The sequence below is a fragment of the Paenibacillus oceani genome, from assembly GCF_014705615.1.
Classification (GTDB): domain Bacteria; phylum Bacillota; class Bacilli; order Paenibacillales; family NBRC-103111; genus Paenibacillus_AB; species Paenibacillus_AB oceani.
In genome coordinates this window covers 100,852-125,603 of the sequence record NZ_JACXJA010000006.1, presented here as the reverse complement: position 1 = coordinate 125,603, position 24,752 = coordinate 100,852, and the positions used below count along the sequence as shown (strand labels likewise).

The 24,752-nt window shown below is 58.2% G+C and carries 20 protein-coding genes; all 20 read left to right on the top strand.

Going from position 1 to position 24,752, the window contains the following annotated elements; genetic code table 11:
• The first annotated feature begins 15 nt into the window (after positions 1 to 15).
• The 20 genes from IDH45_RS05880 to IDH45_RS05785 all read left to right on the top strand — a co-directional run bounded on the left by IDH45_RS05880 (position 16) and on the right by IDH45_RS05785 (position 24,720).
• Positions 16 to 1,509 (top strand): hypothetical protein, encoded by a 1,494-nt coding sequence (locus tag IDH45_RS05880; RefSeq protein ID WP_190925612.1) that lies wholly within the window; start codon positions 16 to 18, stop codon positions 1,507 to 1,509.
• Positions 1,506 to 2,120, top strand: coding sequence for a YIP1 family protein (locus IDH45_RS05875; protein WP_190925610.1), 615 nt, complete (start codon positions 1,506 to 1,508; stop codon positions 2,118 to 2,120). The genes IDH45_RS05880 and IDH45_RS05875 overlap by 4 nt, the downstream gene beginning before the upstream one ends.
• Before the next feature lie 14 nt (positions 2,121 to 2,134).
• Complete coding sequence (locus IDH45_RS05870; RefSeq protein WP_190925608.1) at positions 2,135 to 4,462, top strand: DUF5696 domain-containing protein; 2,328 nt, start codon at positions 2,135 to 2,137, stop codon at positions 4,460 to 4,462.
• Positions 4,459 to 5,337 (top strand): carbohydrate ABC transporter permease, encoded by an 879-nt coding sequence (locus IDH45_RS05865; RefSeq protein ID WP_190925607.1) that lies wholly within the window; start codon positions 4,459 to 4,461, stop codon positions 5,335 to 5,337. Before IDH45_RS05870 ends, IDH45_RS05865 begins: the two co-directional genes overlap by 4 nt.
• Positions 5,338 to 5,342: 5 nt before the next feature.
• Complete coding sequence (locus tag IDH45_RS05860; RefSeq protein WP_190925605.1) at positions 5,343 to 6,341, top strand: carbohydrate ABC transporter permease; 999 nt, start codon at positions 5,343 to 5,345, stop codon at positions 6,339 to 6,341.
• 159 nt (positions 6,342 to 6,500) lie between these two features.
• Positions 6,501 to 7,805, top strand: coding sequence for an ABC transporter substrate-binding protein (locus IDH45_RS05855; RefSeq protein WP_190925603.1), 1,305 nt, complete (start codon positions 6,501 to 6,503; stop codon positions 7,803 to 7,805).
• Positions 7,806 to 7,868: 63 nt separating this feature from the next.
• Positions 7,869 to 9,194, top strand: a complete 1,326-nt coding sequence (locus IDH45_RS05850) for an ABC transporter substrate-binding protein (protein ID WP_190925601.1) — start codon at positions 7,869 to 7,871, stop codon at positions 9,192 to 9,194.
• Positions 9,195 to 9,218: 24 nt separating this feature from the next.
• A complete protein-coding gene (locus tag IDH45_RS05845) occupies positions 9,219 to 10,256 on the top strand; it encodes a Gfo/Idh/MocA family protein (protein WP_190925600.1) in 1,038 nt (345 codons plus the stop codon).
• Positions 10,256 to 10,888, top strand: a complete 633-nt coding sequence (locus tag IDH45_RS05840) for a histidine phosphatase family protein (RefSeq protein ID WP_190925598.1) — start codon at positions 10,256 to 10,258, stop codon at positions 10,886 to 10,888. Before IDH45_RS05845 ends, IDH45_RS05840 begins: the two co-directional genes overlap by 1 nt.
• Before the next feature lie 126 nt (positions 10,889 to 11,014).
• Positions 11,015 to 11,725 (top strand): metallophosphoesterase family protein, encoded by a 711-nt coding sequence (locus IDH45_RS05835; RefSeq protein ID WP_190925596.1) that lies wholly within the window; start codon positions 11,015 to 11,017, stop codon positions 11,723 to 11,725.
• Positions 11,726 to 12,426: 701 nt separating this feature from the next.
• Positions 12,427 to 13,035, top strand: coding sequence for a histidine phosphatase family protein (locus IDH45_RS05830; RefSeq protein ID WP_190925594.1), 609 nt, complete (start codon positions 12,427 to 12,429; stop codon positions 13,033 to 13,035).
• Between the two features lie 564 nt (positions 13,036 to 13,599).
• Positions 13,600 to 15,813 (top strand): ligand-binding sensor domain-containing protein, encoded by a 2,214-nt coding sequence (locus tag IDH45_RS05825; protein WP_190925592.1) that lies wholly within the window; start codon positions 13,600 to 13,602, stop codon positions 15,811 to 15,813.
• A 212-nt stretch (positions 15,814 to 16,025) separates the two neighbouring features.
• Complete coding sequence (locus IDH45_RS05820; RefSeq protein ID WP_190925590.1) at positions 16,026 to 16,886, top strand: phytanoyl-CoA dioxygenase family protein; 861 nt, start codon at positions 16,026 to 16,028, stop codon at positions 16,884 to 16,886.
• A gap of 170 nt (positions 16,887 to 17,056) precedes the next feature.
• Positions 17,057 to 18,268 carry a beta-galactosidase gene (locus IDH45_RS05815; RefSeq protein WP_190925588.1) on the top strand — a complete coding sequence of 404 codons (1,212 nt, stop codon included), beginning with the start codon at positions 17,057 to 17,059 and terminating at the stop codon, positions 18,266 to 18,268.
• 30 nt (positions 18,269 to 18,298) lie between these two features.
• On the top strand, positions 18,299 to 19,369 hold the full coding sequence (locus IDH45_RS05810; RefSeq protein WP_223836415.1) for a metallophosphoesterase family protein: 1,071 nt from the start codon (positions 18,299 to 18,301) through the stop codon (positions 19,367 to 19,369).
• A 56-nt stretch (positions 19,370 to 19,425) separates the two neighbouring features.
• Positions 19,426 to 20,457, top strand: coding sequence for a metallophosphoesterase family protein (locus IDH45_RS05805; RefSeq protein WP_190925587.1), 1,032 nt, complete (start codon positions 19,426 to 19,428; stop codon positions 20,455 to 20,457).
• Between the two features lie 89 nt (positions 20,458 to 20,546).
• Positions 20,547 to 21,446 carry a polysaccharide deacetylase family protein gene (locus IDH45_RS05800; RefSeq protein WP_190925585.1) on the top strand — a complete coding sequence of 300 codons (900 nt, stop codon included), beginning with the start codon at positions 20,547 to 20,549 and terminating at the stop codon, positions 21,444 to 21,446.
• Between the two features lie 6 nt (positions 21,447 to 21,452).
• Positions 21,453 to 22,295, top strand: coding sequence for an endonuclease/exonuclease/phosphatase family protein (locus tag IDH45_RS05795; RefSeq protein ID WP_190925583.1), 843 nt, complete (start codon positions 21,453 to 21,455; stop codon positions 22,293 to 22,295).
• The gene (locus IDH45_RS05790; RefSeq protein WP_190925581.1) at positions 22,292 to 23,161 is read left to right on the top strand and encodes a sugar phosphate isomerase/epimerase family protein; all 870 of its coding nucleotides are present in this window, start codon (positions 22,292 to 22,294) and stop codon (positions 23,159 to 23,161) included. The genes IDH45_RS05795 and IDH45_RS05790 overlap by 4 nt, the downstream gene beginning before the upstream one ends.
• A 194-nt stretch (positions 23,162 to 23,355) precedes the next feature.
• The gene (locus tag IDH45_RS05785) at positions 23,356 to 24,720 is read left to right on the top strand and encodes a polysaccharide deacetylase family protein (protein ID WP_190925579.1); all 1,365 of its coding nucleotides are present in this window, start codon (positions 23,356 to 23,358) and stop codon (positions 24,718 to 24,720) included.
• Positions 24,721 to 24,752: the final 32 nt, after the last annotated feature.

Here is a 24,752-nt window from a genome sequence, read left to right as displayed (position 1 = left end):
GGGATCACTTTGAAGATGAGCCGAACCGTCGCGCTCATACTCGCTGCAGTTTTGCTCTCCGTCCTGGCTGCGCCGTCAGCTTACGCCGTGACTCCTTACAGCGGGTACGTGTACGACCATAAAGACAATCCGGTCCCATCCTTGAACGGATACGTATATCTGGATTCCATCGACGGATACGACGGACAGTCCGGTCCGTTCAAGGCGCCGCAGCATTTATTCGTCGCGGCGGACGATTCCTTGTACGTCGTCGACTCGGGCAACAACCGCGTCGTCCATCTGTCCGGCGACAACCGCCTGCTCCGGGTGTTCGGAACGGACGAAGGGGAAGGAAAGCTGAACGGTCCGAAAGGGGTATTCGTCACCGACGACGGAACCGTTTATGTAGCGGATACGAAAAACAGCCGGATCGCCGTCTTCGATTCCGCCGGCAAGTTCGTGCGGGATTACCGCGATCCGAAAAACCCGCTGCTCGGCGACAAATTCCAGTTCGTCCCCTCCAAGCTCGTCGTCGATAAGCGCGGCTATATGTTCGTCGTCGTCGACGGTTTGTACCAGGGGCTGATGCAGCTCGACCCGAACGGGGAGTTCGCCGGTTTCTTCGGAGCGAACCATGTGCCCTTCAGCGTGACGCGAATCATTACGAGACTGATTGCGACGAAGGAGCAAAAAGCGCAAATGGCTACGGAGAAGCCACCCGAGTTCTCCAACCTGTTTCAAGACCGGGACGGCTTCATCTATACGACGACGCTCGGCATCGATACGCTGCAGGCGAAACGGCTGAGCGCCGTGGGCGTCGACACGCTGAACGCCCAGGAATCGGCCCTAGGCCGCTACGGCGACACCCGCTTCCGCGTCATTACGGACAGCAAGGGCAAGCAGCAGGAGCGCAAGCACGTGTTCGTCAGCGTAACGGTCGATAACCAGGGATTCATTACGGTGCTCGATCAGATGACCGGCAAGGCGTTCCAGTACGACAGCCTGGGCAATCTGCTCTTCGTGTTCGGCGGGATCGGATCGCAGGACGGCCTGATGATTACGCCTTCCAGCATCGCCGTCAACTCCAGGGGCGTCATCTATATCGCCGACGAGACGCGAAACCGGATCGACCGTTTCCGCACGACCGAATTCGGCGATCTCGTTCACCGGGCGTCGGTCCTGTACTCGGACGGTCTGTACGAGCAATCGAAGGAACCGTGGATGGATGTGCTGCAGCGCAACAGCAACTACAATTTGGCGTACTTGGCGATCGGCAAGGCGCTATACAAGCAGGAACAGTACAAGGAAGCGATGGAATACTTCAAAACCGCGCGCTCCTACAGGGAATATTCGCTCGCTTACCTGGAGCACCGCAAAAACTATATGCGCGAACACTTTGTATGGTTTGTCGCCGGAGTGATCCTGTTCGCCGTCGTCTTCCGGATGTTCCTCGGCTGGCGCCGCCGCCGGAAGGTGCGGATGAATAAACAGTTTTATGCGGTCCGGCGGACGGAAGGAGGCGCGCCATGAGCTTTTTGAATATGACCAAACAAGTGCTCGCGCACCCGATCGATTTCTACAACGATTTGCAGGAACCGGGACGGGCGCGAATCCGCGACGGCATCCTGATGATCGCCCTCGTGATCGCCTTCCGGATGATCTCCCTGTTGTTGTCCAGCATTTTGTACCAGCAGCGCGAGGCATTCGAGATCTCGTTCGTGACCGAAGCCGTTTCGATAATTGTGCTGTGGTTGACGTGGTCCATCTCCAACTGGGGGGTCAGCACGATTCAGGACGGAGAAGGGCGGTTCAAGGAGATTCTGGTCGGCAGCGCTTACGCTCTGGCGCCATACGCCCTGCTGATCATCCCGATCTCGCTGCTGACGAACGTGATGACGCTTCAGGAGATGCCCGTTTACGTCTTTCTGACCGGCTTCCTGTTCGTATGGGTCGCTTTTCTGCTCATTATGAAGGTGAAGATCATCCATGATTTTACGCTGTATAAGCTGATCTTTATTCTGCTACTGACCATCGTCGGCATGCTGATCATCTGGTTCGTCTTCATCATGATTTACGGGCTCGTCAATCAGGCGTTCAATTTCGTGTTCGGCATCGTAAAAGAGCTGAATCTGAGGATGTAGAGGAGGGGGAGGGTATGTTAAAACGAATTGCGCGGATCTGCTTTCATACGATCCTGATCGGCACACTGCTCGGAGCCGCTCTCTCCTACGACTTTAAATTGACGCAGGAAGCCAAAAGAGCCAAGGCAGCGCGCGACGCGGGAGTGAAAACGGAAAAAGAGACGTTTTTGAACAGTTGTACGAATACGAACGACGAAGGACCGATTCAAATGGTCGGTCTGGACGGCCGCTCCAGCAAGGAAGTCAAAAAAGTGGCGAGCAATGGGAGTCTGGTGATGTACTACGACGAGAGCAAGGGGATGGTTTACCTGGAATCCCCGGCGACCGGCAAGCGCTGGTACACGTACCCGGAAAATCAGGAAGGAATCGCGAGCCATCAGAAGCCGATCGTGGAAAATCCGGTGACGCTCCGCTATACGCAAGGAACGTCGGCTTCCCCGACCTACCCGTACAAGGAAGCCGGGACGCTTACTCCGGCGCTGATCGACGGCGGGGTACGGGTGAACTACAAGCTGATCTCGCTCGGCATCAGCTTTGCCATGGAATACAAGCTGACCCCGGACGGCTTCGAAGTGAACGTCCCGTTCGATTCAATCGTCGAGGAGAACAAGTGTAAAGTGGTCAGTGTCGAGCCGCTCCCTTACTTCGGTTCGGGACATCCGAGCGAGAACGGTTTCGTGTTTTATCCGGACGGAGCCGGCGCGCTGATGGAGTTCAAGAAAGAGCATCTGGAATACTACGATCAGTTTTACCAATCGATTTACGGCGGCGACGAGGCGTTCGACAGCCAGACGAAAAGCGTCGTCACGAAAAATCCGAAGGAAGACATTTACTCCGATCCGCAGGAACGGGTGGCGCTGCCCGTCTTCGGCATCAAGCGCGGCGACCAGGGCTTCGTCGGCATCGTTACGGAAGGCGAACACGACGCGAATATTATCGCCGCTCCTTCCGGCTACCAGAACGTAGACATCTACCGCTCGTCGGTCGAATTCATGTACCGGAGCAGCGATAGCATATTCATCGGGGATTCCGGCGAAGTTCCGTTCTTCCAGGGCACGATGCTGGAAGGCGAGCGCAAAGTCCGGTACGTGCTGCTCGAAGGAGACAAGAGCGGATACGTGGGCATGGCGCAAGCGTACCGCGACCACTTGATCAAAGACAAAGGCGTGAAGCCGGTCCGTCAGGAGCAGCTTCCGCTGCGGCTTCATCTGGTCGGCGGCGTCGTCCGCGACGAGATTATCGGCAGCACCTATATCGGGATGACGACGTTTGCCCAGGCCAAGGAAACGATCGACCGTTTCGCCGCCCAAGGCGTGAACCGGCTGGAGCTGGTGCTGGAGGGCTGGTCTGACGGGGGCGTGTACGGCAAGCAGCCGCAGCATTTCCCGGTAGCCGGCAAGCTTGGCGGCGACGATGGACTTACGAGTCTGATCGAATACGCCAAATCCAAACAAATTCCGGTGTACCTGGATGCGAACTATGTGTTGCCTTTCGCCCCCAAAGGCGACTACCGGGCGTCGCGGGACGCGATCTACGGGATGAAGCGGGAAGTGCTGACGTTTTACGATCCGCATCCGGCCACCCTGCAGGTGAAGCGGGGAACTTCGTACCATATGCTCAATCCGGGCGTAGCCGTGAACGACTACTTGAAGCCGGAGCTTGCCCGGTATGCCGAGCTGGACGTCAGCGGACTGCGGCTGAACTATATGGGCGAGAAGCTGTACAGCGATCTGCGGGTATCTTCGCCGCTGTACCGCAAGCAGACAATTGGGCTGTGGCAGGAAGCGATGGAGCTAACCCGGAAGCAGCTCGGCAGCGTAGCGGTAACCGGAGGCAACGCGTATACGTTCGGGTTCGCCGACCGGATCGATGGAGCTCCGGCCGATTCGAGCCATTACACGTACGAGGACGCCACCGTACCGTTTTACCAGATTGCGCTGCACGGCCTGATCCCGTATTCCTCGGAAGCCGGAAACCTGCGCGAAGATCCGAAGAAGTCGTTTCTGCGTATGGTCGAATATGGAGCCGTGCCGAAATATCAGCTGACGCATGAAAACTCCTCCAAGCTGAAACGGACGCCGATGGACGGCTTGTTCAGCTCGGAGGCGGACACTTGGCTCGAACCTGCGGCCGAAGAATACCGCAAGGCGGCGGAAGCGTTAAACAAAGTCGTAGACGCGACGATTACAGGGCATGAGCGCGTCATGCAGGACGTATACCGGACGACTTACAGCAACGGGGTAACCATCGTCGTCAACTACGGGCAGCTGTCCCGGACCGTGAACGGTGTTACGGTCAGTCCCGGCGGGTTTTCCGTCGTACAGGGAGGGAGCGGACGATGAAAACAAAGCTGCGACTGTCGCTGCGTACGCGGACGATGTTTGAAGGATACGCCTTCGTATCGTTATGGGTGATCGGGTTCGCCGTCTTTATGGCGATGCCCCTCATCGAATCGATCATCTATTCGTTTCAGGATTTGAAGCTGACCGGAGGGAAGCTCGCTTCCACTCCGGTAGGCCTCAAGCATTACCGCCACGCCTTCACGGTCGACGTCGACTTGCTGCCGACGCTGCAGACGACGATGGTGAAGATGATCGTGCACGTGCCGCTGATCCTCATCTTCTCGATGTTCAGCGCGCTGCTGCTCAATCGACCGATGAAGGGGCGGGTCTTCTTCCGGGGCGTCTTCTTCCTGCCGGTCATTATCGCTACCGGCCAGACACTGTCGACGCTGACGAAGCAGGGGGCGGCGACGCTGCCGATCTTCCAGCAGGCCGGGCTTAAGGAGACGCTGGCCGAATACATCCCGCTGCAGCTGCTGAACCCGCTGCTGACGATGATGGATTCGCTCACCCTCGTCATGTGGGGCGCGGGCGTGCCGATCCTGATCCTGCTCGCCGGGCTGCAGACCGTATCGCCTACGCTGTACGAAGCGGCGAAGTGCGACGGAGCGACCGGGTGGGAGTGCTTCTGGAAGATTACGTTCCCGATGCTCATGCCGATGCTGTTCATCAGCACCTTGTTCTCGATCGTCGACTCGTTCACCTCGGTGACGAACGAGATGATGCGGTTTATTTACGAGCTGATCTTCAATAAGTTCAACTTCGCTTACGGCGCGGCCGTCGGCTGGATCTACTCCATCTGCATATTCGTCATCATCGGCATCGTGTTTTTCCTGTTCCGCAATACTACGGCACTGTCGCAGGAAAGGAGGTAGCGTCAATGAAGGAAGCGCAGGTCACTCTTGCCTATAAAAAGAAATCGCCCGGTTGGACGCAATCCGCCTTGCCGCTCTGGAAGACGTCGGGAGCACGCCGGACTGCGGACATCACGACCGGGGTGTTCCATTACGTGATCATCCTCAGCTTATCGTTTGTCTTCCTGTATCCGGTGCTGTTCATGATCAGTCAGTCGCTGATGACGGCGCGGGATGCGGCCGACGGCACGGTACAGTGGATTCCGAAAGGAATCAGCTTCGAGAACTTCGCCTTCGCCTTCCGGGGCATGGGGTTTATGGAACATTTCATTAACAGCATCATCTTGTCCGTCGGCGGCGCCTTGCTTCATCTGGTGGGCTGCTCGATCGCGGGTTACGGGTTCGCGCGTTACCGGTTCCCGGGTTATACGGTGCTGATCGTGCTGCTGCTGTTCACCTTTCTCGTGCCGCCGCAAGCGATCGTCGTGCCGCTGTACCTGCTGTTCAGCCGGCTGAACTGGCTGAATACGTACAGTCCGCTGCTCATTCCGAACTTGTTCGGGCACGGGCTGCGCGGCGCCTTGTTCGTCATGGTGTTCATGCAGTTTTTCCGCGGCTTGCCGCATCAGATGGAAGAAGCGGCGCGCATCGACGGCGCGGGGGCGTTCCGTACGTTCCTGTCGATCATGCTGCCGATGGCGAAGCCGGCCATCCTCGTCGTGTTCCTGTTCTCGATCGTCTGGCACTGGAACGATTCGTATTTTCCCGATCTGTACTTGAAGAAGACGAATACGTTCACGCTGAATCAGATGCTGGGCAACTTCCGGGAGTCCAACTTCGGTCAGCAGAAAGAGGCGATCTCCGAGAGCGGCGACGCAAAGGACGGAATCGGGCAGCTGCCGACGAACCATGAGAAGATGATGGCGGGCGCGCTTATGACGATTCTGCCGATTCTGATCTTGTATCTGTACACGCAGAGGTATTTCGTGGAAAGTGTCGAGAGGACCGGAATAGCCGGCGAATAACCGGTATCGAGAGGGGGGATGCGCGGCGGCGAACAAGCCGCAATTCGGCTGTGAGGTTCATTCATAAGCGGGTCTGTGTCATGAAGCAAACGTGGGTCTAGTCATGCAAGCCAGGGGTACTGAATGGGTTAGGAACTATACGGTGAAGGAGCGAAAAAAATGAAGCGTTTTGTTTTGCTCTCGGCGATCGCACTGCTTGCGATCGGATTAAGCGGCTGCGGAGGCAAGGACGAGGAGCTCGGGAACGTTGGCAAGGATAACCCGGAGGCCGCGAAGGATATTAAAGGGGATCTGCTCGTGTGGGGATCTTCCGCCGGCGATACCGTAAATGAGCTGTTTCAGAAAAAATATCCGAACGTCAAGCTTATTCTCGATACGCCGAGCAAGCACGAGGATGCCACCATCGTTGCTCTGGCCGCCGGCAGCGGCGCTCCGGACGTCGTCGAATTGTCGCAGGCCCACTACTGGAAATTCCGGACGGTCGACGGTCTCGAAAATTTGCTGGCGGCTCCGTACAATGCCGTCGATCTGAGAAAAGATTTCGTCGACGGCGCCTGGAAGATGTCGACGACGCTTGACGGCAAGAAGCTGTTCGGCATTCCGTGGCGGTATACGCCTTACGTCATGTTTTATCGCGCTGATATATTCGAGCAGAACGGTTTCCCTTCCGATCCGAAGGAAGTCGGAAAGTATGTTTCCGATCCGGAGCAGTTTTTCAGCATGGCGATGAAAATGAGAAGCAAAGGCCATTATTTCTTCCGCAGCCTGGGTAATATGTCCACGTTTACCGTCGGCGACACGTTCTTCAATAGCAAGATGGAATATATCCGCAATACCGAGTCTTACGTCAAATCGCTCGATTATCTCAAGCGCGCCAACCAACTGCAGCTCGTCTTCAGCGGAACGAAGGAGGAAACGGATCAGGCGGTCAACAACGGACGTCTCGTCGCTTACTTCGGAGGGCTCTACCGCGTCTCCACGTTCCAGGACGGCTCGAAGTCGGAAGCTTACGGCAAATGGAAAGTGACGACGACTCCATTCGGCCAAGTGTACGGGCAAGGGTACGGCACCTACTCGATCCCTTCTCAAAGCAAAAACAAGGAAGCGGCTTGGGAATATATCAAGTTCATTACGATGGGCGAAGAAGCTTTGAAGGAAAACCTGAAAACGGCGCAAATCTCGCCATACCGTCCGTCGTGGAATTTGCCCGAGTTCAAGGACACGAAAGATCCGGCGTTCGGCGGTCAGAACACGCTGGCGTTCGGCGCCTCGATTATGGACGGCATGAAGTACGAACCGATGGTCAAGGCGGACGACAGCGCATCGGACGTCTGGGATGAGATTGTAGACGAAGGGCTGAAGAAAAATATGGATTCCCGGGCTCTGATGCAGCAAGCCCAGGAAGCGATCGAGAAAAAGCTGGCGGCGGAAATTGCCGAGATGAAAAAATTTGTTGCGAAATAAGCGCAGTGTCGGCGGAAACTTGATTATCGTTTTATCCCAAACTCGTAAAGGGGAGCGAGAACGATGCATGGAGTTAAGCGAATGAAGCTGATCGCAAGCTTGTTGTTCATCTCATTAACGGTCAGCGCGTGCGGAGGGTCGGGCGGTTCGGAGAAAACGCCCGCGGACGAGGCGAAGGCGGCTGTCGCCAAAAAGGAGCTGTCCGGTACGCTAGTCGTCTGGGGCGATAGTCCGGCTGTCTCTGAAGCGTTCATGAAATTGCACCCGAATGTGAAAATCGAATCCAGCGCTCCGAAGGAGCATGTCGACGCCGTTGTCGTCGCGCTGGCCGCAGGCAACGGAGCGCCCGATGTGGCGCGCGTGTGGGAAGCCCACCTGTGGAAGTTCGGGACGGCGAGCGGGCTGGAAGATTTGTATGCACCGCCGTACAACGCCAAAGAGCTGGAGAAGGACTTCCTGCCGGCGGCATGGAACTTGTCCAAATCGATGGACGAGAAACGGCTGATCGGTCTTCCGTACACGTATTCTCCTTATGTCATGCTGTACCGGAACGACATTTTCGAGCAGAACGGCTTCCCGAGCAAGCCTGACGAGGTGAGCAAGTTCGTCTCCGATCCGGAAAATTTCTTCGACATGGCGAAGAAGTTAAGACAGAAAGGTCACTACATGTTCAGACGGTTGAGCGAAGTGACGGACATCGCCGCTCCGCATACGAGCTTTTACGATCGCTCGATGAAATATCTCCGCAACGGGGACACATACGTCAAAGCGATCGATTTCGCCAAGCGTGCTGCACAGCTCGATCTCGCCTTTACCGCTTCGAAAGAGGAGACGGACCAAGCGCTCAACAGCGGCAAGCTGATCACGTATTTCAACCTGCTTGGTTCGCTCGGCAGCTTCTATGAGAAAGGCGGCAACAAAGCGGATAATATGGGGAACTGGAGGCTGGCCCAGCTGCCGCTCGGCTCGGCGAAAGGCTGGGGCTTCGACGTCTACGTCATTCCTTCGCAAGGCAAAAACAAGGAAGCAGCCTGGGAATACGCGAAGTTTGCCGCCATGTCCGAGGTTGCAACCGAGGAATACGTGAAGTCGCTGCGCTTGTCCCCGTATATGCCGTCCTGGGAACTGCCGGCCGTGAAAAACAATTCGATCGCCGGGTTCGGCGGACAAAATGCGGCTGCTTTTGGAGTCGAAGCGATCAAGAAGTCGCAAATGTCGCCGCGCACTCCCGCCTATGCAGACGCCTCCAAGATCTGGGCGGAAATGCTGGAGGAAGGCATTAAGAAAAACCAGGATTCCCGCGCCATCTTGACGCAAATCGAGGAAACGATGGAACGTCAGCTGAACGGCCTGAAGGCGGACATTCAGAAATCGCTCGGCACCAAGTAACAGATAAAGGAGGAGAGAGCCGCTGTGGGGAAATTGAAAATCGGCATTATTGGCGGTGGAGGCATCGCTCAAGCGGCGCATATCGCCAACTACAAAAAACACGCCGACCGGGTTGAGCTCGTCGCGATCGCCGACGTTAACGAGCAGACGTTAAGGTATAACACCGAGGCGCACGGATTCGCCCATACGTTTACCGATTACAACGACATGTTCGCGCAGGTGGAGCTCGACGCGGTCAGCGTCTGCACCCCGAACAAGTTCCATGCACCGGCCGCCATCGCGGCGCTCCGCGCGGGCTGTCATGTGCTGTGCGAGAAGCCGCCGGCGATGACCGCCGCGGAGGCGGTCGAGATGGAGCTTGCCGCGGAAGCGTCCGGCAAAATACTCGCTTACGGATTTAACAACCGATATAAGGGCAGGGCGCAGTATATCAAACGGTTTATCGACAACGGGGAGATTGGCGACATCTATGCGGGGCGGGTTACGGCCATGCGCCGTAACGGGATTCCCGGAGGCGTGTTCGTCAACAAAGAGCTGCAGGGTGGCGGTCCGTTGATCGATATCGGCGTTCATATGCTCGATCTGGCTTTATGGTACATGAACTTTCCAAAGCCGGTGCAGGTCATGGGGGCTACGTACCAGGAGCTCGGCACGAAACCGTTCGAGACGGTTCCCACGCCGTGGGATTACCGGAACTACACGGTGGAGGACTTGGCTATGGGCATGGTCCGCTTCGAGAACGGAGCGACTCTCCTGATCGAGTCAAGCTTTATCGTGCATATGCCGAACCATACGAATAACACTGTTCTGCTGCACGGGACGAAAGGGGGCTGCGATTTCAAGACCGGGGCCGTCTTCCAGAACAAATTCGGCACCGTCGTGGATATTACGGCTCCGAAGCTGCCCGATCCCGATTCGCATCAGCTTCAGCTCGAAGCGTTTATCGATGCGCTGGAAGGCAAGGGCGAGATGCTGTCGACCCCTCGTCAAGGCGTCATCGTCCAACAAATCTTGGAAGCTCTCTACCGTTCGGCGGAGACGGGGGAAGCGGTGAACGTGTAATGGAGCTGTTTATTATCCGACACGGTCAATCCGTCGGCAATACGTGCAAGGAGGATATGCCCGACTGCGACTTGACGGAGCTGGGCTTGCGGCAGGCCGGGTATGTGGCGGAGTGCATGAAGGGAGCGGACCTGACGCATATCGTCTCCAGTCCGCTCGTGCGCGCGCTGCAGACGGCGCAGCCGCTGGCCCGGTCCAGCGGCTTGCAGATCCGGGTATGGATCGACGCTTACGAGGTGCGCGACCGCGGCCTGTATCGCGGCCCAACGGCGCAGGAGCTGGAGCGTGCGTACCCGGGGATCGTTATCGAGGACGAGGTGGAGCCGGACGGCTGGTTGTATGCCGGCGACGAGACGCCGGAGATGGGCCACCGGCGGGCGCTGGCTGTGCTCGGGCGGCTGCGCCGCGAGTTCCCGGGAGACGAACGGGTCGCGCTGTTCGCCCACGGCGGGTTCAACCGGTTTCTGCTGCGCGCGGCGCTCGGGCTCGATCATCAAAGCGCCGTCCGCTTCGAGGAAAGCAACGGCAGCATCTACTGGCTGAGCTTGCAGGAGCCGGAGATCGTCGTCAGGTATGTCGGGGGACCGCGGCCTTTATTTACGCAGGAGGGCCCTGCGGCTGCCAAGGTGTGAAGCGTGCGGAATGAAGCCGGGAAGCGGCCGCTCGGGTGGTGTTGCCGCCCGGTCGGTCGGCTATATGTGGACGGACGTGCGGCACCGGCCTGCAAGCGGCCGATGCGGGGAAGAGAGGGAGAACGATTGAAGGCACTCGTCTTATCTGACGTACACGCCAATATTTACGCCCTTGAAGCCGTATGGAGCAAGGAGAACGACAGCGATATCGTCTATTGCGCCGGTGATCTGGTCGATTACGGACCTTTTCCGGGAGAAGTGATCGCCTGGATGCGCGAACATAATGCCGTATGCGTGCAAGGGAATCACGACCGCAAAGTCGCCGCGCTGTATCGCCGGCCGGATCAGTTGAAGGATACGCCGGACGGGGAATGGAAATGGAAGCACGATAACGCCGGCAAGCTGGGCGAGGACGACATCACGTTATTGGAGCGGCTTCCGGAATCGGTCTCCTTTTGGATGGACGGTTTCGGTTATCGGATGCAGCATCTGTACTACAAATACGAGACGATCGAAAGCTTGCATCAGTTTGACGAATACTGGCGGTCGCATGCGGAAGAGGATGTACGGGAAGCGGAGCACCGGCGGCTGATCTTCGGTCATACGCACCGGAGAACCGTTCATTATCTTGGCGACCGGGAGCTGTGGCTGAACCCGGGCAGCGTGTCTTATCGGAGGAAGGACGATCCGTCCAAGGACGCCCATTACATGACGATCACGGACGGCCGCATCGAGATGAAAAGCGTCGAATACGATCGTTCTCCGCTGCTGGCGGCGACGAAGGCGACGCGGCTCTGCGCGGGCGAGCTGGAGGCGGGACTGCGGTTTTTCGGGTGATCCGGAGCGGATTTGTTGGCCGCTGGATCGCGAATGTTGGAGTATTCCGGGGCGAGTTGCGGGCTGGATTGTGTTATTTCTAGGGGGCCGGACTGCCAGGGTCGAATGGGGAGGCCGGGCTGTCCAGCAGGACTTATCGAGTTGTATCGTCGAGTAACAACATGGTTAGCCATAGGAGTTGTAGCATCGAATCGTACCGTGATTTTCAGAAAGAATTGAAGTATAAATTGCAGAATGATTTGTAGCATGAATTGCAGGATGAATCGCGGCATGAATTGTACAGCGAATTGAAGAATGAATCGCAAAATTAACTGTAGATTGAACTGCCTTCGCAGAATGAATTGCTGAGTGAATTGCTTTTTACAAGATGAACTGCAAAGTGAACTGCACCAGCAGTTGCAATAACTAAATTGGAATAGCGATCTGCTACCATGAATTGCACATTGATTCGGATCTTGAAAAGTCAACGATCTGGTGAATTAATGCGAAATTAATTGTAAATTAAATGTAAATTAAATGGTCACTGCACTTTGTTGATCATCCTCCCGGCAACTGCATCATGAGTCCGCACCACCGCGATCCGGGGCACTCCCTATTGAATAATCGAGGAGATTATCCTTTTTCTTTTTCAAGTTGGTTAATTGGTTTGTTGTCGATCGGCACGATAATTCGAAAATAGTTTAGTAGACGGGGAGGCCGTTATGGATTTATTTCTGATTCGCCACGGGCAGTCGATCGGCAATACGGTTTCTTACGATATGGCTGACGGAGAACTGACCGAGCTCGGCCGCAGTCAGGCCGAAAAAGTAAGGGCAGGTATGGAAGGAGCCGGTCTGACGCATATCGTCTCCAGCCCGCTGATGCGTGCGATTGAGACGGCGCAGCCGCTGGCACGGACGACCGGGCTGCCGATCCGTGTCTGGATCGAGACGTTCGAAGTGCGTGGCAAAGGGGAGTACCGGGGACCTTCCGAGCAGGAGCTGAAACGGATGTACCCGGAAGTTGATCTTGAAGACGAGGTGGAGCCCGAGGGGTGGTATTGCGCGGGCAATGAAGACGAAGCGATGGGCCACGACAGGGCGTTGCGCATCCTGGAGCGGCTTCGCCGGGAGTTCCCGGGTGATGAGCGGGTGGCCTTGTTTTCGCACAGCGGGTTTAACCGACGGTTGTTGTGCGCGGCGCTCGGTCTCGACCATCGCAGCGACGTCCGTTTCCTGCAAAGCAACGGGACGATGTATTGGCTGCACTTCGGCGAACAGGGGCTCGATCTGAGGTACATCGGCGATTTCCAACCGCTTTTCTCCAAGTGAGCGCTAAGGCAGGGCGCGGCTGAGCAGGGCGTCCATGGAATAAGAGCTTCTAGCACATCTTATTTTGGCCTCAAACGCAGATTTTTGTGGGATAAGAGCTTTTAGCAGCTCTTATTATGCCGGTTTGGGCGGGAATCGCGGAAAGTCGAGGAAATAAGAGCTTCCAGTATATCTTATTTCGGGCTCGAACACGGATTTTGGAGTAATAAGAGTCTCAAACATCCCCTATTACGCCGAATGGAGCAGGAAATACGCCAAGTTTTGGGCGAAGTGTGCCAGAAGTATGCCAAGTCTTTGGCGAGCGGGGCAGGGAGTACGCCAATTTTGGGTGTATGGGGCTACTGGAAGTATGTCAAATTGGGTTTTTGGGTATATGGGCTGCCGGAAGTACGCCAAGTTTGCGCCAAGGACGGCGAGAATCCTGCACGTGCGAATCCGAACCCGCAGCGGGCCGATTACTACCGAATGTTACTGGAAATTGACTCGACACGCTTCAGCATTAGAGGAATCGTGCTGCTGTTTGCGATCATTAGTTTACATATTCATTGCCGGAGGAGGCGTAAGATGAATAATCAGGCTAGGGCGACTTATTTGCTGGGCCGCTACCCCCAATTGGAGCGAACGTTGTATACGACCCGGCAAGGGCTGCCTTCGGATGAAGTGAATGCCGTAGCGCTGGCAGCCGGTACCGTATGGGCCGGGACGTCCGCCGGTCTCGCCAGGCTGAGCGGCGACGGTTGGGAGGCGGTCGACGGCGGCCGTGAGGATGGCCCTCAGGCGGGAGAAGCGGTCTCGATGCTGCTTGCGGACCGCGAAGGGAGCTTGTGGGTGTCGGCCGGAGACGCGCTGTATCGCTTCCGGCGAGGGAAGTGGAGCCAGGACGGACCGGATGGCCGGGTTGTCGCGATGACGCAGGACGACGACGGCGCCTATTGGGCGGCGACACCTGAAGCGCTGTACCGCTCCGGGGCGAAAAGCTGGGAGCGGATAGCGGCGTTCGGCCGTGCGCAGGTGCGGGACATTGCCGTCCTCGGTCAGGGCAACGTTTATGCGTCGACCGATTCGGGGCTGCTCGCCCTTTCAGGCAAGCGGCCGCACTGGTTTAAGATGGAGGCCAGAGACCGCGGCATCGATACCGATGACCTGCGCGGCCTGTCCGCCGACAAGTGGGGCCATCTGTGGATCGCCTCCGATAAAGGCATATGCATCCACGACAATACGGATTTGTTTTACAAACTGGACGGCTCCAAAGGTCTCGCCTACGAAGACGTGCGCGTCATCGTCCGGGGCGGGGACGGGGCGGTATGGTTCGGCACGTCGCGCGGAGCGATCCGGCTGCTAGACGGGCAGATGCGCTATTTCGCCTCCAAACGATGGCTGCCGCACGACGAGGTCCGCGCCATCGCCCTGGAGCCGGACGGGACGGCCTGGTTCGCCACGGCTGGCGGCGTCGGACGTATCGCAGCGCGCTGGATGACGCTCGAAGAGAAGGCGGACCATATCGATCGGATGGTCGAGCGGTACGAGACCCGTTACGACTATGTCACCCGGCGCGGCTTGAAGGAGGAAGGCGATATCGAAAGCGGCAGCGTCCGGATCTCCGACAACGACGGGTTGTGGACGTCCGATTATGTAGCGGCCCAAAGCTACCGTTACGCCGTAACCGGCGACGAGCATGCGAAGGCGAAGGCGAAGCGCTCCATGCATGCGGTGATGCGGCTGCTGGCGGTTACCGGCAGGCCGGGATTTTTTGCCCGCTCGATTTGCCACCGGACAGAAGCGCAGTTTGGCAAGCACCGGGAAAATCCCGAATGGCGCTTGTCGCCGGACGGCGAATGGGAATGGAAAGGAGACACGTCGAGCGACGAGCTTACCGGACATTTTTACGCGTATTCGATCTATTACGATCTGGTTGCGGACGAAGACGATAAGCGGCTGATCCGGGAAAGCGTCCGGGCGATTATGGATCACGTGCTCGAGCACGACTACTGCCTGACCGATGTGGACGGCTTGCCGACGACCTGGGCGGTATGGACGCCGGAGAAATTGAACCGTGACGCGAAATGGCTCGATCAGCGCGGAATCAACTCGCTGCAGCTGCTTTCGTTTTTGAAGACGGCTTCGCATGTAACGGGCGACGAAAAGTACGAGCGGACTTACCGCGAATTGGTTACCCGTTATCACTACGGCATGAACACGCTGGAGCAAAAACGGACCTACCTCGGCGAAGCGAGCAGCATCGACGACAATCTCGGCTTCCATGCGTACGTTCCGCTGCTCCTGTACGAGACCGATCCGGATCTGCGGGCTTTGTATATGATGAGTCTGGAGCACCATTGGCAATTCGAGCGGCGGGAACGGTCCCCGTTCTGGAACTCGGTGTACGGCGGGTTGACCGGGAAAGCGTGCGATATCGAAAACGCGGTGCAGACGCTGGCGGAGATGCCGCTCGACATGATCCACTGGAAGGTCGTCAACAGCCACCGGGCCGATATCCGGTTCCATCCGGAGCTGCAGCGCCACGGCTACAAGCTGCTGAGCGAGCCGCTGCCGTACGAGGAACGTCCGATGCACCGCTGGGACAAAACGCCTTATATTTGCGACGCAGGCGACGGACATTTGCTGGAGGACGGAACCGTTTATTTGCACCCGTACTGGTTGGCGCGGTACTTCAAGCTCATCGACGAATCGCCGAAGCCGGTCGAAACGGCCCCTGAGCGAAGCGAGCCGGCTCCCGTACGCTCGCAGCAAGAACACGAGACGGAGGCAGCAAGGTAACCCGAACCCGCTTCAGGGCGGCTATACGGATGAAGCGGTCGGAACATCGCAAGCGGACGGGCGGCAAGGGAATTATCGGCACAAGTTCAACGAATGGGCGGTCATAAGGCCAAAGGCATAACCATAAGCATGTTGACCCATGGTGAGGCAAGGAGCGGCGGAGGAAGGGACGATACACGCGGCTCTCAAATTCCGGTAAGGGGTGTGGAGAGATGGAAGCTGTCGTAACTGAGGAGATGCGCGACTTTTTTCATACGAACGGATATTTGCTTGTGAAAAATGCAGTGCCGAAGGAAAACTGCGAGCGGCTCATCGAAACAATCTGGGAATTTACCGGCCAGCAGCCGGACGATCCCGAGAGCTGGTACCGGCCTGCCGCCGGGATGGATTCGCTGTGGAAACACCAGAGCGCGGGTATGATTCCGCTGTATCAGCACCAGACGATGTGGGATAACCGTCAGCATCCGCGGCTGTATCAGGCGTTTGCCGAGCTGATGCAGGTGAAGGAGCTGTGGGTAAGCATCGACCGCGTCAATATGAAGCCGCCGCGCCGCGACGATTTTACGCAGTTTAATACAGGCTTTATTCATTGGGATACGAATACGTCGAATCTGACTTTCCCGCTTCCCCGGCCGCGTCCGGTGCAGGGCGTGCTGTACTTGGCCGACACGTCGGCGGATCAGGGCGGATTCCAGTGCGTGCCGAGCATTTACCGCGACTTCGAGCAGTGGCTTCAGACGCAGCCGGAGGACCGCCATCCGACGATCCCCGACGTGAAGGGGCATGAGATCGTTCCGATTCCCGGCGAGGCCGGCGATCTGCTCATCTGGGACTTCCTGCTGGCGCACGGCAACGGGCAAAATTATACGGATCAGCCCAGATTTGCCCAATACATCACGATGTTTCCCGCCAAGCCGGGGGTGACGCGTTCGGAAGTGGTCGAAGGCTGGCAAAATCGCAAAGGTCCGTCCATGTTCCCAGCAGATGAACGCGAGTGGGAGCTGAAAAACAGCGACGGCCCCGCCCGGTTGACCGAGCTCGGACGCAAGCTGGTCGGACTCGACCCTTGGTAAAGGAAGGGCCCGCTATCTGTCCAATCCGGCCTGCATGCGAAACGTTCAAACGCCGAGCTTCTTCAACCGGCGCGATGTAAAGCCGATTCATTGCCGGGCGCTGCACCTGCGGCGCCCCCATCACGCTAACCAGGACCCAACCGTTCTGGCGCATAGGGAGGTGCCAATCGATGAAATCGACGAATCCGTCACACCATTCGACTTGGACGCAAGGGGCCGGAATCCCGATCGGACTATGGGTGTCGCCCCCGCCGCAGCATATATCGGAAGAGCGGTATCGAGAGATTAAGGAAGCCGGGTTTACGTTCGTGATCGGCCTGGCCGAATACGGCGCAGGGACCGAATATATTCACAAGGCGCTGGATGCTGCGCAGGCGAACGGATTGCGGTATCTCGTTTATGACACGAGACTGTTTGCTTTGTCCCGGGGCGACCTGCACAAGGTCGGGGAAATTGCCGGTGAATTCGCAGGCCATCCCGCCTTCGGAGGAAATCTGTTCATCGATGAGCCGTCTGTCGCCCAGTATGCGCATCTGACCGCTTTGAAAGCGGCGTACTCCGAAGCGGTGCCGCACGGATTGGCGTATGTGAATTTGTTTCCGACCTACGCTTCCGACGAGCAGCGGGGAGGCGTCGATCACGAGCGGTACGTCGAGTTGTATATGGAGCAGTTTCGGCCGGACATCCTGTCTTACGACCATTACCCGTTTCTGACTCCGCGCCCGGGACGCGAGCTGACGATTACGAAGGACTATTTCGTCAACCTGCAGTTGATCCGCCAAGCCGCATTGCGGCATAACGTTCCTTTCTGGCTGTTCATTCAGACGCTGGCGTTCAACCGTTCGAACCGTGATCCTTCCGCGGCGGAGATCCGCTGGCAAGTATATACGAGCCTCGCTTTCGGTGCGAAAGGCATTCAATATTTTACTTATTGGACGCCGGATGACGGCAGGGAGACGTTCGGCGACGCGATGATCGACCGGGCGGGCAACCGGACCCGGCATTACGGCGAAGTGCAGTCGGTCAACCGGGAAATTGCCGGATTGGGCGGCTTGCTGTCGACGCTCGAGTCGGTCGGCGTGATGACCCACGGCAACGTACAGCCGCCGTTCGACGGCGCTCTGACGCAATTCGGGCCGCTGAGTCGTCTCGAGGGCGATGCGGCGATTATCGGCTGCTTCCGGGATGGCGTCGGCCGCGCCTACGCGCTGGTCGTCAACGAGAGCTTCGAGGTTGCGCATACGATAAACCTGTGGCTGTCCCGCCCGGAGGAGCCAGTGCAGGTATGGCAGCAAGGGGTGCAGATGGAGCTTCGTCCGGAGTCGGGCAGACTGAGCGTGTCTCTCGAGCCCGGCGAGGGCAAGCTGGTGCAGTTTGCGTGATGATGATTAAGTTGACAAGAGGAACAGGCGATGGAAATGAAAACAAAACCAAACTTGAAATATCGCGACGACGGAACGTTTACGATCGTGCAGTTCGCCGATGTGCATAACGGCGGAGGCGCGCCGGAGGATGTTCGCTCGCTCGCTTTGATGGAGGAAGTGTTGCGGCTGGAGAAGCCGGACCTTGTCGTGTATACCGGGGATCAGATTCGCAGCCGCGGACCCGATCCCCGGGCGCAGTTCCGCGAAGTGACTGCGATCGCGGAGAACGCCGGCATCCCGTACGCGTTTGTCTTCGGCAATCATGATTCCCGCCGGGGCGTCACCCGTCAGGAACTGATGGAGATGGAGGCTGTCCGGCCGTTATGTATGGCCGAGGCGGGGCCGAAGCACGTCAGCGGGACGGGCAACTACACGCTGACCGTGGTGGAATCGGACGCCTCCGCCGCCCGGAGACGAATCGCGGAGGGGGAGGAGCGTACGGCGTTGACAGCGCCGACGGACTCCCTCCCGCCACCTATCGCTTCGGGAGAAGCGGTCCGGCGGGCGGCGGCGAATCTGTATTTCTTCGACAGCGAATGCAACGCGCCGGAGCGGGCCGTCCGGGACGGACGAAGCGAATGGATCTCCCGCGATAAAGCCGAATGGTTCGCAGCCGAATCTGCGGCTCTCGAGAAGCGGCACGGAGCCAAGCTTCCGGCGCTCGCTTTTTTCCATATCCCGCTGCCGGAATACGAGGAAGTGTGGAACACCCGTCCCTGCTACGGGCACCGGCTCGCGGAGGTACGCTGCCCGCGGTTGAATACGGGCGTATTCGCCGCGATGGTGGAGAGAGGCGACGTGATGGGAATGTTCGTCGGTCACGACCATTCCAACGATTACTGGGGCGAACTGGCCGGAATCCGGCTGTGCTACGGCCGGACGACCGGATTTAACGGCAACATACGGGAGGGGCATTCGCGGGGGGCGCGGATCATCCGCTTGTCCGAGGGCAAGCGCGGCTTCGATAGCTGGCTGCGGCTGGAGGACGGATCGACGGTATACAGCCAGCCGGAGCATCGGCCCGGCGAACCGGCGATGGCGCCGAATGCTGCAGGATGAACCGACTGCCCCGGAGTGTCACAATTACGAATCGTATGAAGGGAGAATCAATCGGAATGGCGGAGAAGAAGAAGCTTCAATTTCGCGCGGACGGGACGTTTAAGATCGTTCAGATCGCTGATCTTCACTATGAGGGCGGCGTACCGGAAGATCTCCGCACGATCGCGGCTGTCCAATCGGTGCTGGAAGCGGAGCGGCCGGATTTCGTCGTATTTACGGGCGATGCGGTAAAAGGCAACCGTTGTCCCGACCAGCTCGGACAGTTTTTGGAGCTGCTCGCGTTGCCGGAGTCGTACGGGATTCCTTACGCGTTTACGTTCGGAAACCACGACTCGGAGCATGATATGTGCACCCGTGAGGAGATGATGGAAGCCGCTTCGCGGCGGCCGCTTTGTTATGCGGAGGCAGGGCCGGACGATGTGACGGGCGTCGGCAACTACATGGTTACGGTCGCATCCGCTGCGGATGGGGAAGAGTCGAAGGCGGCCTTCTACTTTTTCGACACCGGCTGCAGCGCGCCGAAGCATATTATCAAAAGCTACGCATGGCTCGAGCGCAATCAGGTGGACTGGTATATCCGGCAATCGGAGGCGTTGACGCAGCGAAGCGGGGAGCCGCTTCCGGCGCTTGCCTTTTTCCACATCCCGCTGCCGGAATATAACGATGTATGGGATTTTCATACATGCTACGGGGTCAAAAATGAAAATGTCGGCTGCCCGCGCCTGAATACGGGCATGTTCGCGGCGATGAAGCAGATGGGCGACGTGATGGGCACGTTTGTCGGGCACGATCATACGAACGATTATTGGGGAGATCTGTACGGAATCCGGCTATGCTACGGCCGGGCTAGCGGCTACAACACGGTGGGGGAAGAGGAATTCGCCAGAGGATCGAGGGTGATCCGGCTGCGCGAAGGCGAGCGCGGCTTCGAGACATGGATTCGGATGGCGGACGGTTCGGTCGTAGACGAACAGCCCGAGCACACCGCGATCGGCCGGGTGCCGCCCGTGCCCCGGGTGAAGGCGGAGCCGGCCGAGCCGGTGGAACCGGTACAATCCGAACAGCCGGTGCAATCGGCGCAGTCCTGAGGCGAGCAAGGCCGGGGCGGCGGATACGAGCTGCGGATTTAAGCGCGCCATATTCGGAAGCTGTAACGATGGGGACGGGAGGACTTTGTATGCTGCAAAAAAGAGGCTCTTCGGAAACGGATCGGCTGCTGATCGTGAATGCGGACGATTTCGGCATGTGCCACTCGGGCAACGAAGCGATTATCGGCTTACTGCGGGAGGGGTTGATCTCGTCGGCGACGCTGATGACGCCGTGTCCATGGGCGCTGGAAGCGGCAAAAGCGGCTGCGGACAATCCGTACTTTGATGTCGGCGTTCATCTGACGCTCACCAGCGAGTGGAAGATGTACAAGTGGGGTCCGGTTACCCGTGACGCCGATGTGAGCAGCTTGATTACGCCCGAAGGTTATTTTCCGGCCAAATGCCGGGAGGTCGAAGAACGGGCCGACTCCGCGCAGGTGAAGACGGAGCTTCGGAACCAGGTGCTGCTGGCGATGAAGCTCGGGGTGGACCCGACGCACCTGGACAATCATATGGGCAGCGTATACGGAATCGCTTGCGGACGCGATTTTCTGCGGGAGGCGATCGAGCTGTGCGCCGAGTTCCGGCTGCCTTTCCGGCTGCCGCGTCAGTTGGGCGACAACGGCCGAAAAATGTCGCCCGAGATGCGTCTGATCTATGAGGAGCGGGTCCGCTACGCGGAGGCCAGCGGCATCGCGCTGATCGATCACCTGCTCGGATTGCCGTATTCGTTGGAGGAAAACGAAACGTACGATTCGTTTAAAGCGAAGATGATCGATACGCTCCGCAGCCTGCAGCCCGGCATCTCGGAAATCATTATTCATCCGTTCTTCGCTACCGAAGAGTTGAAGGCGATCACCGGACAGTGGGCGAAACGGCAGATGGAATATGAATTGTTCCGCGACGCCGATGTGCGGCGCGTGATTGACGAGGAGAACATCCGCATGATCAATTGGAAAATGCTGCGGGATGCCCAGCGAGGGGGATAAGATGCGATGCAACTATCGGTGATGACTTTTAATTTGCGGCGGCAGACGACGAAGGACGGGGGCAATGCCTGGACGTTCCGGAAGACGTATGCGGCCGATATCGTAAAACGGTACCGCCCGACGGTGGCGGGAACGCAGGAAGGCTTTCGCGAGATGCTGACCGTTCTGGAGCAGCAGCTCCCGGGATATGCATGGATCGGCGAAGGCCGGAACGAGGGAAGCGCCGACGAACACAATGCGATCCTGTATTTGACCGAGGAGCTGGAGGTGGCCGACTGGGGGCAATTTTGGCTGTCCGAGCATCCGGAAGGGCCTGTAGCCAAATGCTGGGGCGCCTCGCATCACCGGATATGCACATGGGCGCATTTCCGCTCGCGCCAAGATCCGGACCGGCAGTTCCTGCATTACAACACCCATCTCGATCATAGCAGTCAGGAAGCCCGCGAGAAAGGCGTCCGCTTGCTCTGGCAGCGGCTGTCGGACCATCGGGCGCGGACCGGCTTGCCGGTGCTGCTTACAGGGGACATGAACGCCGAGCCGGACAATCCGGCCATCGCCTATTTGCGCGGACAGTCCGATCCGGGATCGGAGAACCGTTCGCTGACCGATGCGTATTCGATATTGACGGAGCCTCCGGGGACGTCGTTCCACAGTTTTGAGGGAGGGGCGGAAGGCGAGCCGATCGATTATATTTTCGGAACGTCCGAGGTCCGGTTTGACGATGTATGCATTATCCGGGACCAGTATGACGGCATCTACCCGTCCGATCATTACCCGGTTGCCGCCAAGGCTACGCTGTCCGGCTCCCCGGTGCAGGCGGCGAAGCGGGAAGGCGGGGAGAGCGCTTGAAAATCGGAATCAGCAGCTACAGCTTGAATTCCTGCATCGAGTCCGGCGAGATGGATATCGGAAGCGCGATTCGCTGGATCGCGGAGCAGGGCGCGGAACATGTGGAGATCGTGCCGTTGTCCGCCATGAAGGAGCGGATGAAAAACGGGAAGTACGTGGCGGACATTCGCAGAGCGGCCGAGGACGCCGGACTGGAGCTGTCCAACTATGCGGTTGGCGGCAATTTCGCGGGCAAGGACGATGCGGCGCTTGCCGGGGAGATCGCCAGGATCAAGGAACAGGTCGATATCGCCCATGCCCTCGGCGTCAAGCGGATGCGTCACGATACGGCCCGCAGACCGATGGCGCAATGCTCGGCCGACTGGTTCGAGCGGGATCTGCCCGCCGTGGCGGACGCCTGCCGGGAAATTGCCGATTACGCGGCAGGGTACGGGATCACGACCAGTCTGGAAAACCACGGCTACTACGTGCAGACGGCGGACCGGGTGCTGCGGATCTTACATGCGGTGAACCGTCCCAACTTTAAAACGACGGTGGATGTCGGCAATTTCCTGTGCGCGGACGAGGACCCGCATGTCGCGGTGGCGAAAGTGATCGGTCACGCTTCGATGGTGCACATCAAAGACTTTTATTACCGGCAGCGCTGCAAAAATCCCGGAGAAGGCTGGTTCGAGACTTTAAACGGGAATTATTTGCGGGGAGCGATCGCCGGCTGCGGGTATCTGGATATGCCGCATCTGCTGTCTACGATCAAGTCGTCCGGCTACAACGGGTATTTGTCGATCGAATTCGAAGGAATGGAGCCTGCTGTTGTCGGGGCACGGATCGCCTTCCAGAACGTGCGGCGGATCTGGTACGAGTCTTGAGTGGCAGGATTGGCAGGAGTGATTGGAGCGGCAGAAGCGAAGAGGGATGAACGAGGAGGCGCGCGCCGTACGAGGTTCCGCATGCACGGTGCTGCGCTTCATCGCGATGACCGGCCGGCTGCTCGGCTGCTTGACTGCAAGGAGGAGCTGTCCGGTCACGAAAATAAGCAAATCGGGTAGGAGGCGACGGTCGTATGGCGGGTGTGAAGGTACTGCTCTGGATTGACGTGGAAGATTACATTACCCCTCAGTCGCAGGATTCGCTGCTTGCTCTTCTGCAAATGCTGAACAAGCGCAGCGTGAAGGGGATCTTCAAGTTCGTCGGGGAAAAGGCGAGGCGGGTCGAAGAGGACGGTCGCGCCGACATTGTGAGCGAGCTGCAGCGGCATGAGGTAGGCTACCATACCGATCTGCACAGCCAGCATCCGGTCACGACGGAGTATCTGGAGTTGCTCAGCTTCCGCGGCGGAGCCGAAGAGTACGAAGCCCGGGAGCGTCAAGGGCTTGAGGACGTGCGCCGCATTACCGGCAAGCCGGCGCTCTGTTACGGACAGGCTGGCTACTCTTGGGCGCCGCAGACGTTCGCCGCACTGAACAAGTGGGGAATTCCGGTCTATTTGGACGATCACGACCATGTTTCCTGGCAGGAGAAGCCGTTCTGGTACGGGGGGCTGCTTCATTTTACCCATCTGAAAGGCACGATGCGGATGAAGCTGCGCGAAGGCGGGCTGGAGGAGGCGAAGCGGCAATTTGACAGGTTGTATGACGAGTTGTCCGCCGAACCGGCCGGATTCGTAAGCATCTATTACCACGAGTGCGATTTCGTGTGCAGCGCGTTCTGGGATAAAGAAAATTTCGGGCGGGGTCGGCAGACGCCGCGCGAGCTGTGGAAGCCGGCTCCTCTTAAACCGGCCGGAGAGATGGAATTTTACCTGGAGCAGCTCGGGCAGTTTATCGACTACACGTTATCGAGGGAGAACGTCGAATATATCGGCTCGGAGCAGGCGCTCGCCCTGGAATGTTCGTCCCGTGCGCCTGTGGGGGAAAGCGAGCTTCGCGCTTTGGCGGCTTCCATAGGCGATGAGCTGGGGTTCCGCGTATCCGGCACCCATTCACTTTCTCCGGCTGATCTGTATTCGCTGTTTCGCGGCTTGCTTCTGGGGAAGGAACTAACGCCGGAGTTCCTGTACGGACCGGAGAACGAGGTCGAGAGCGAAACGTCCGGCACGGTGCGGGTATCCGACTTGATATGGGCGCTCGGCGCCGAGCATCCCGAAGTTCTCGGGTTCAAGATGCTTCCGGATTCGTTTGAGCTGAATGGCGGGAAGATCAGCCCGCTCGATCTGACTTGTACGATGGCCCGGATTCTCGAGCGGGGGCTGAGCGGGGACGATGAGGTAGAGATTGTCCGCGGGAAGCTGAAGACGAAGGAATGCGCGGGGGACAATGAGCTGTGGGGAACCCGCTGGTCGATCTTCCCCGAAGATTTGCGGGTGCCGAACGTCGTCCGGATGTCGAAGCTGCAGACATGGACGATGAAGCCCGCCATATTCGGGTAAACGGCTTTCGCCTCGCCCGGAAGGCCGAATAT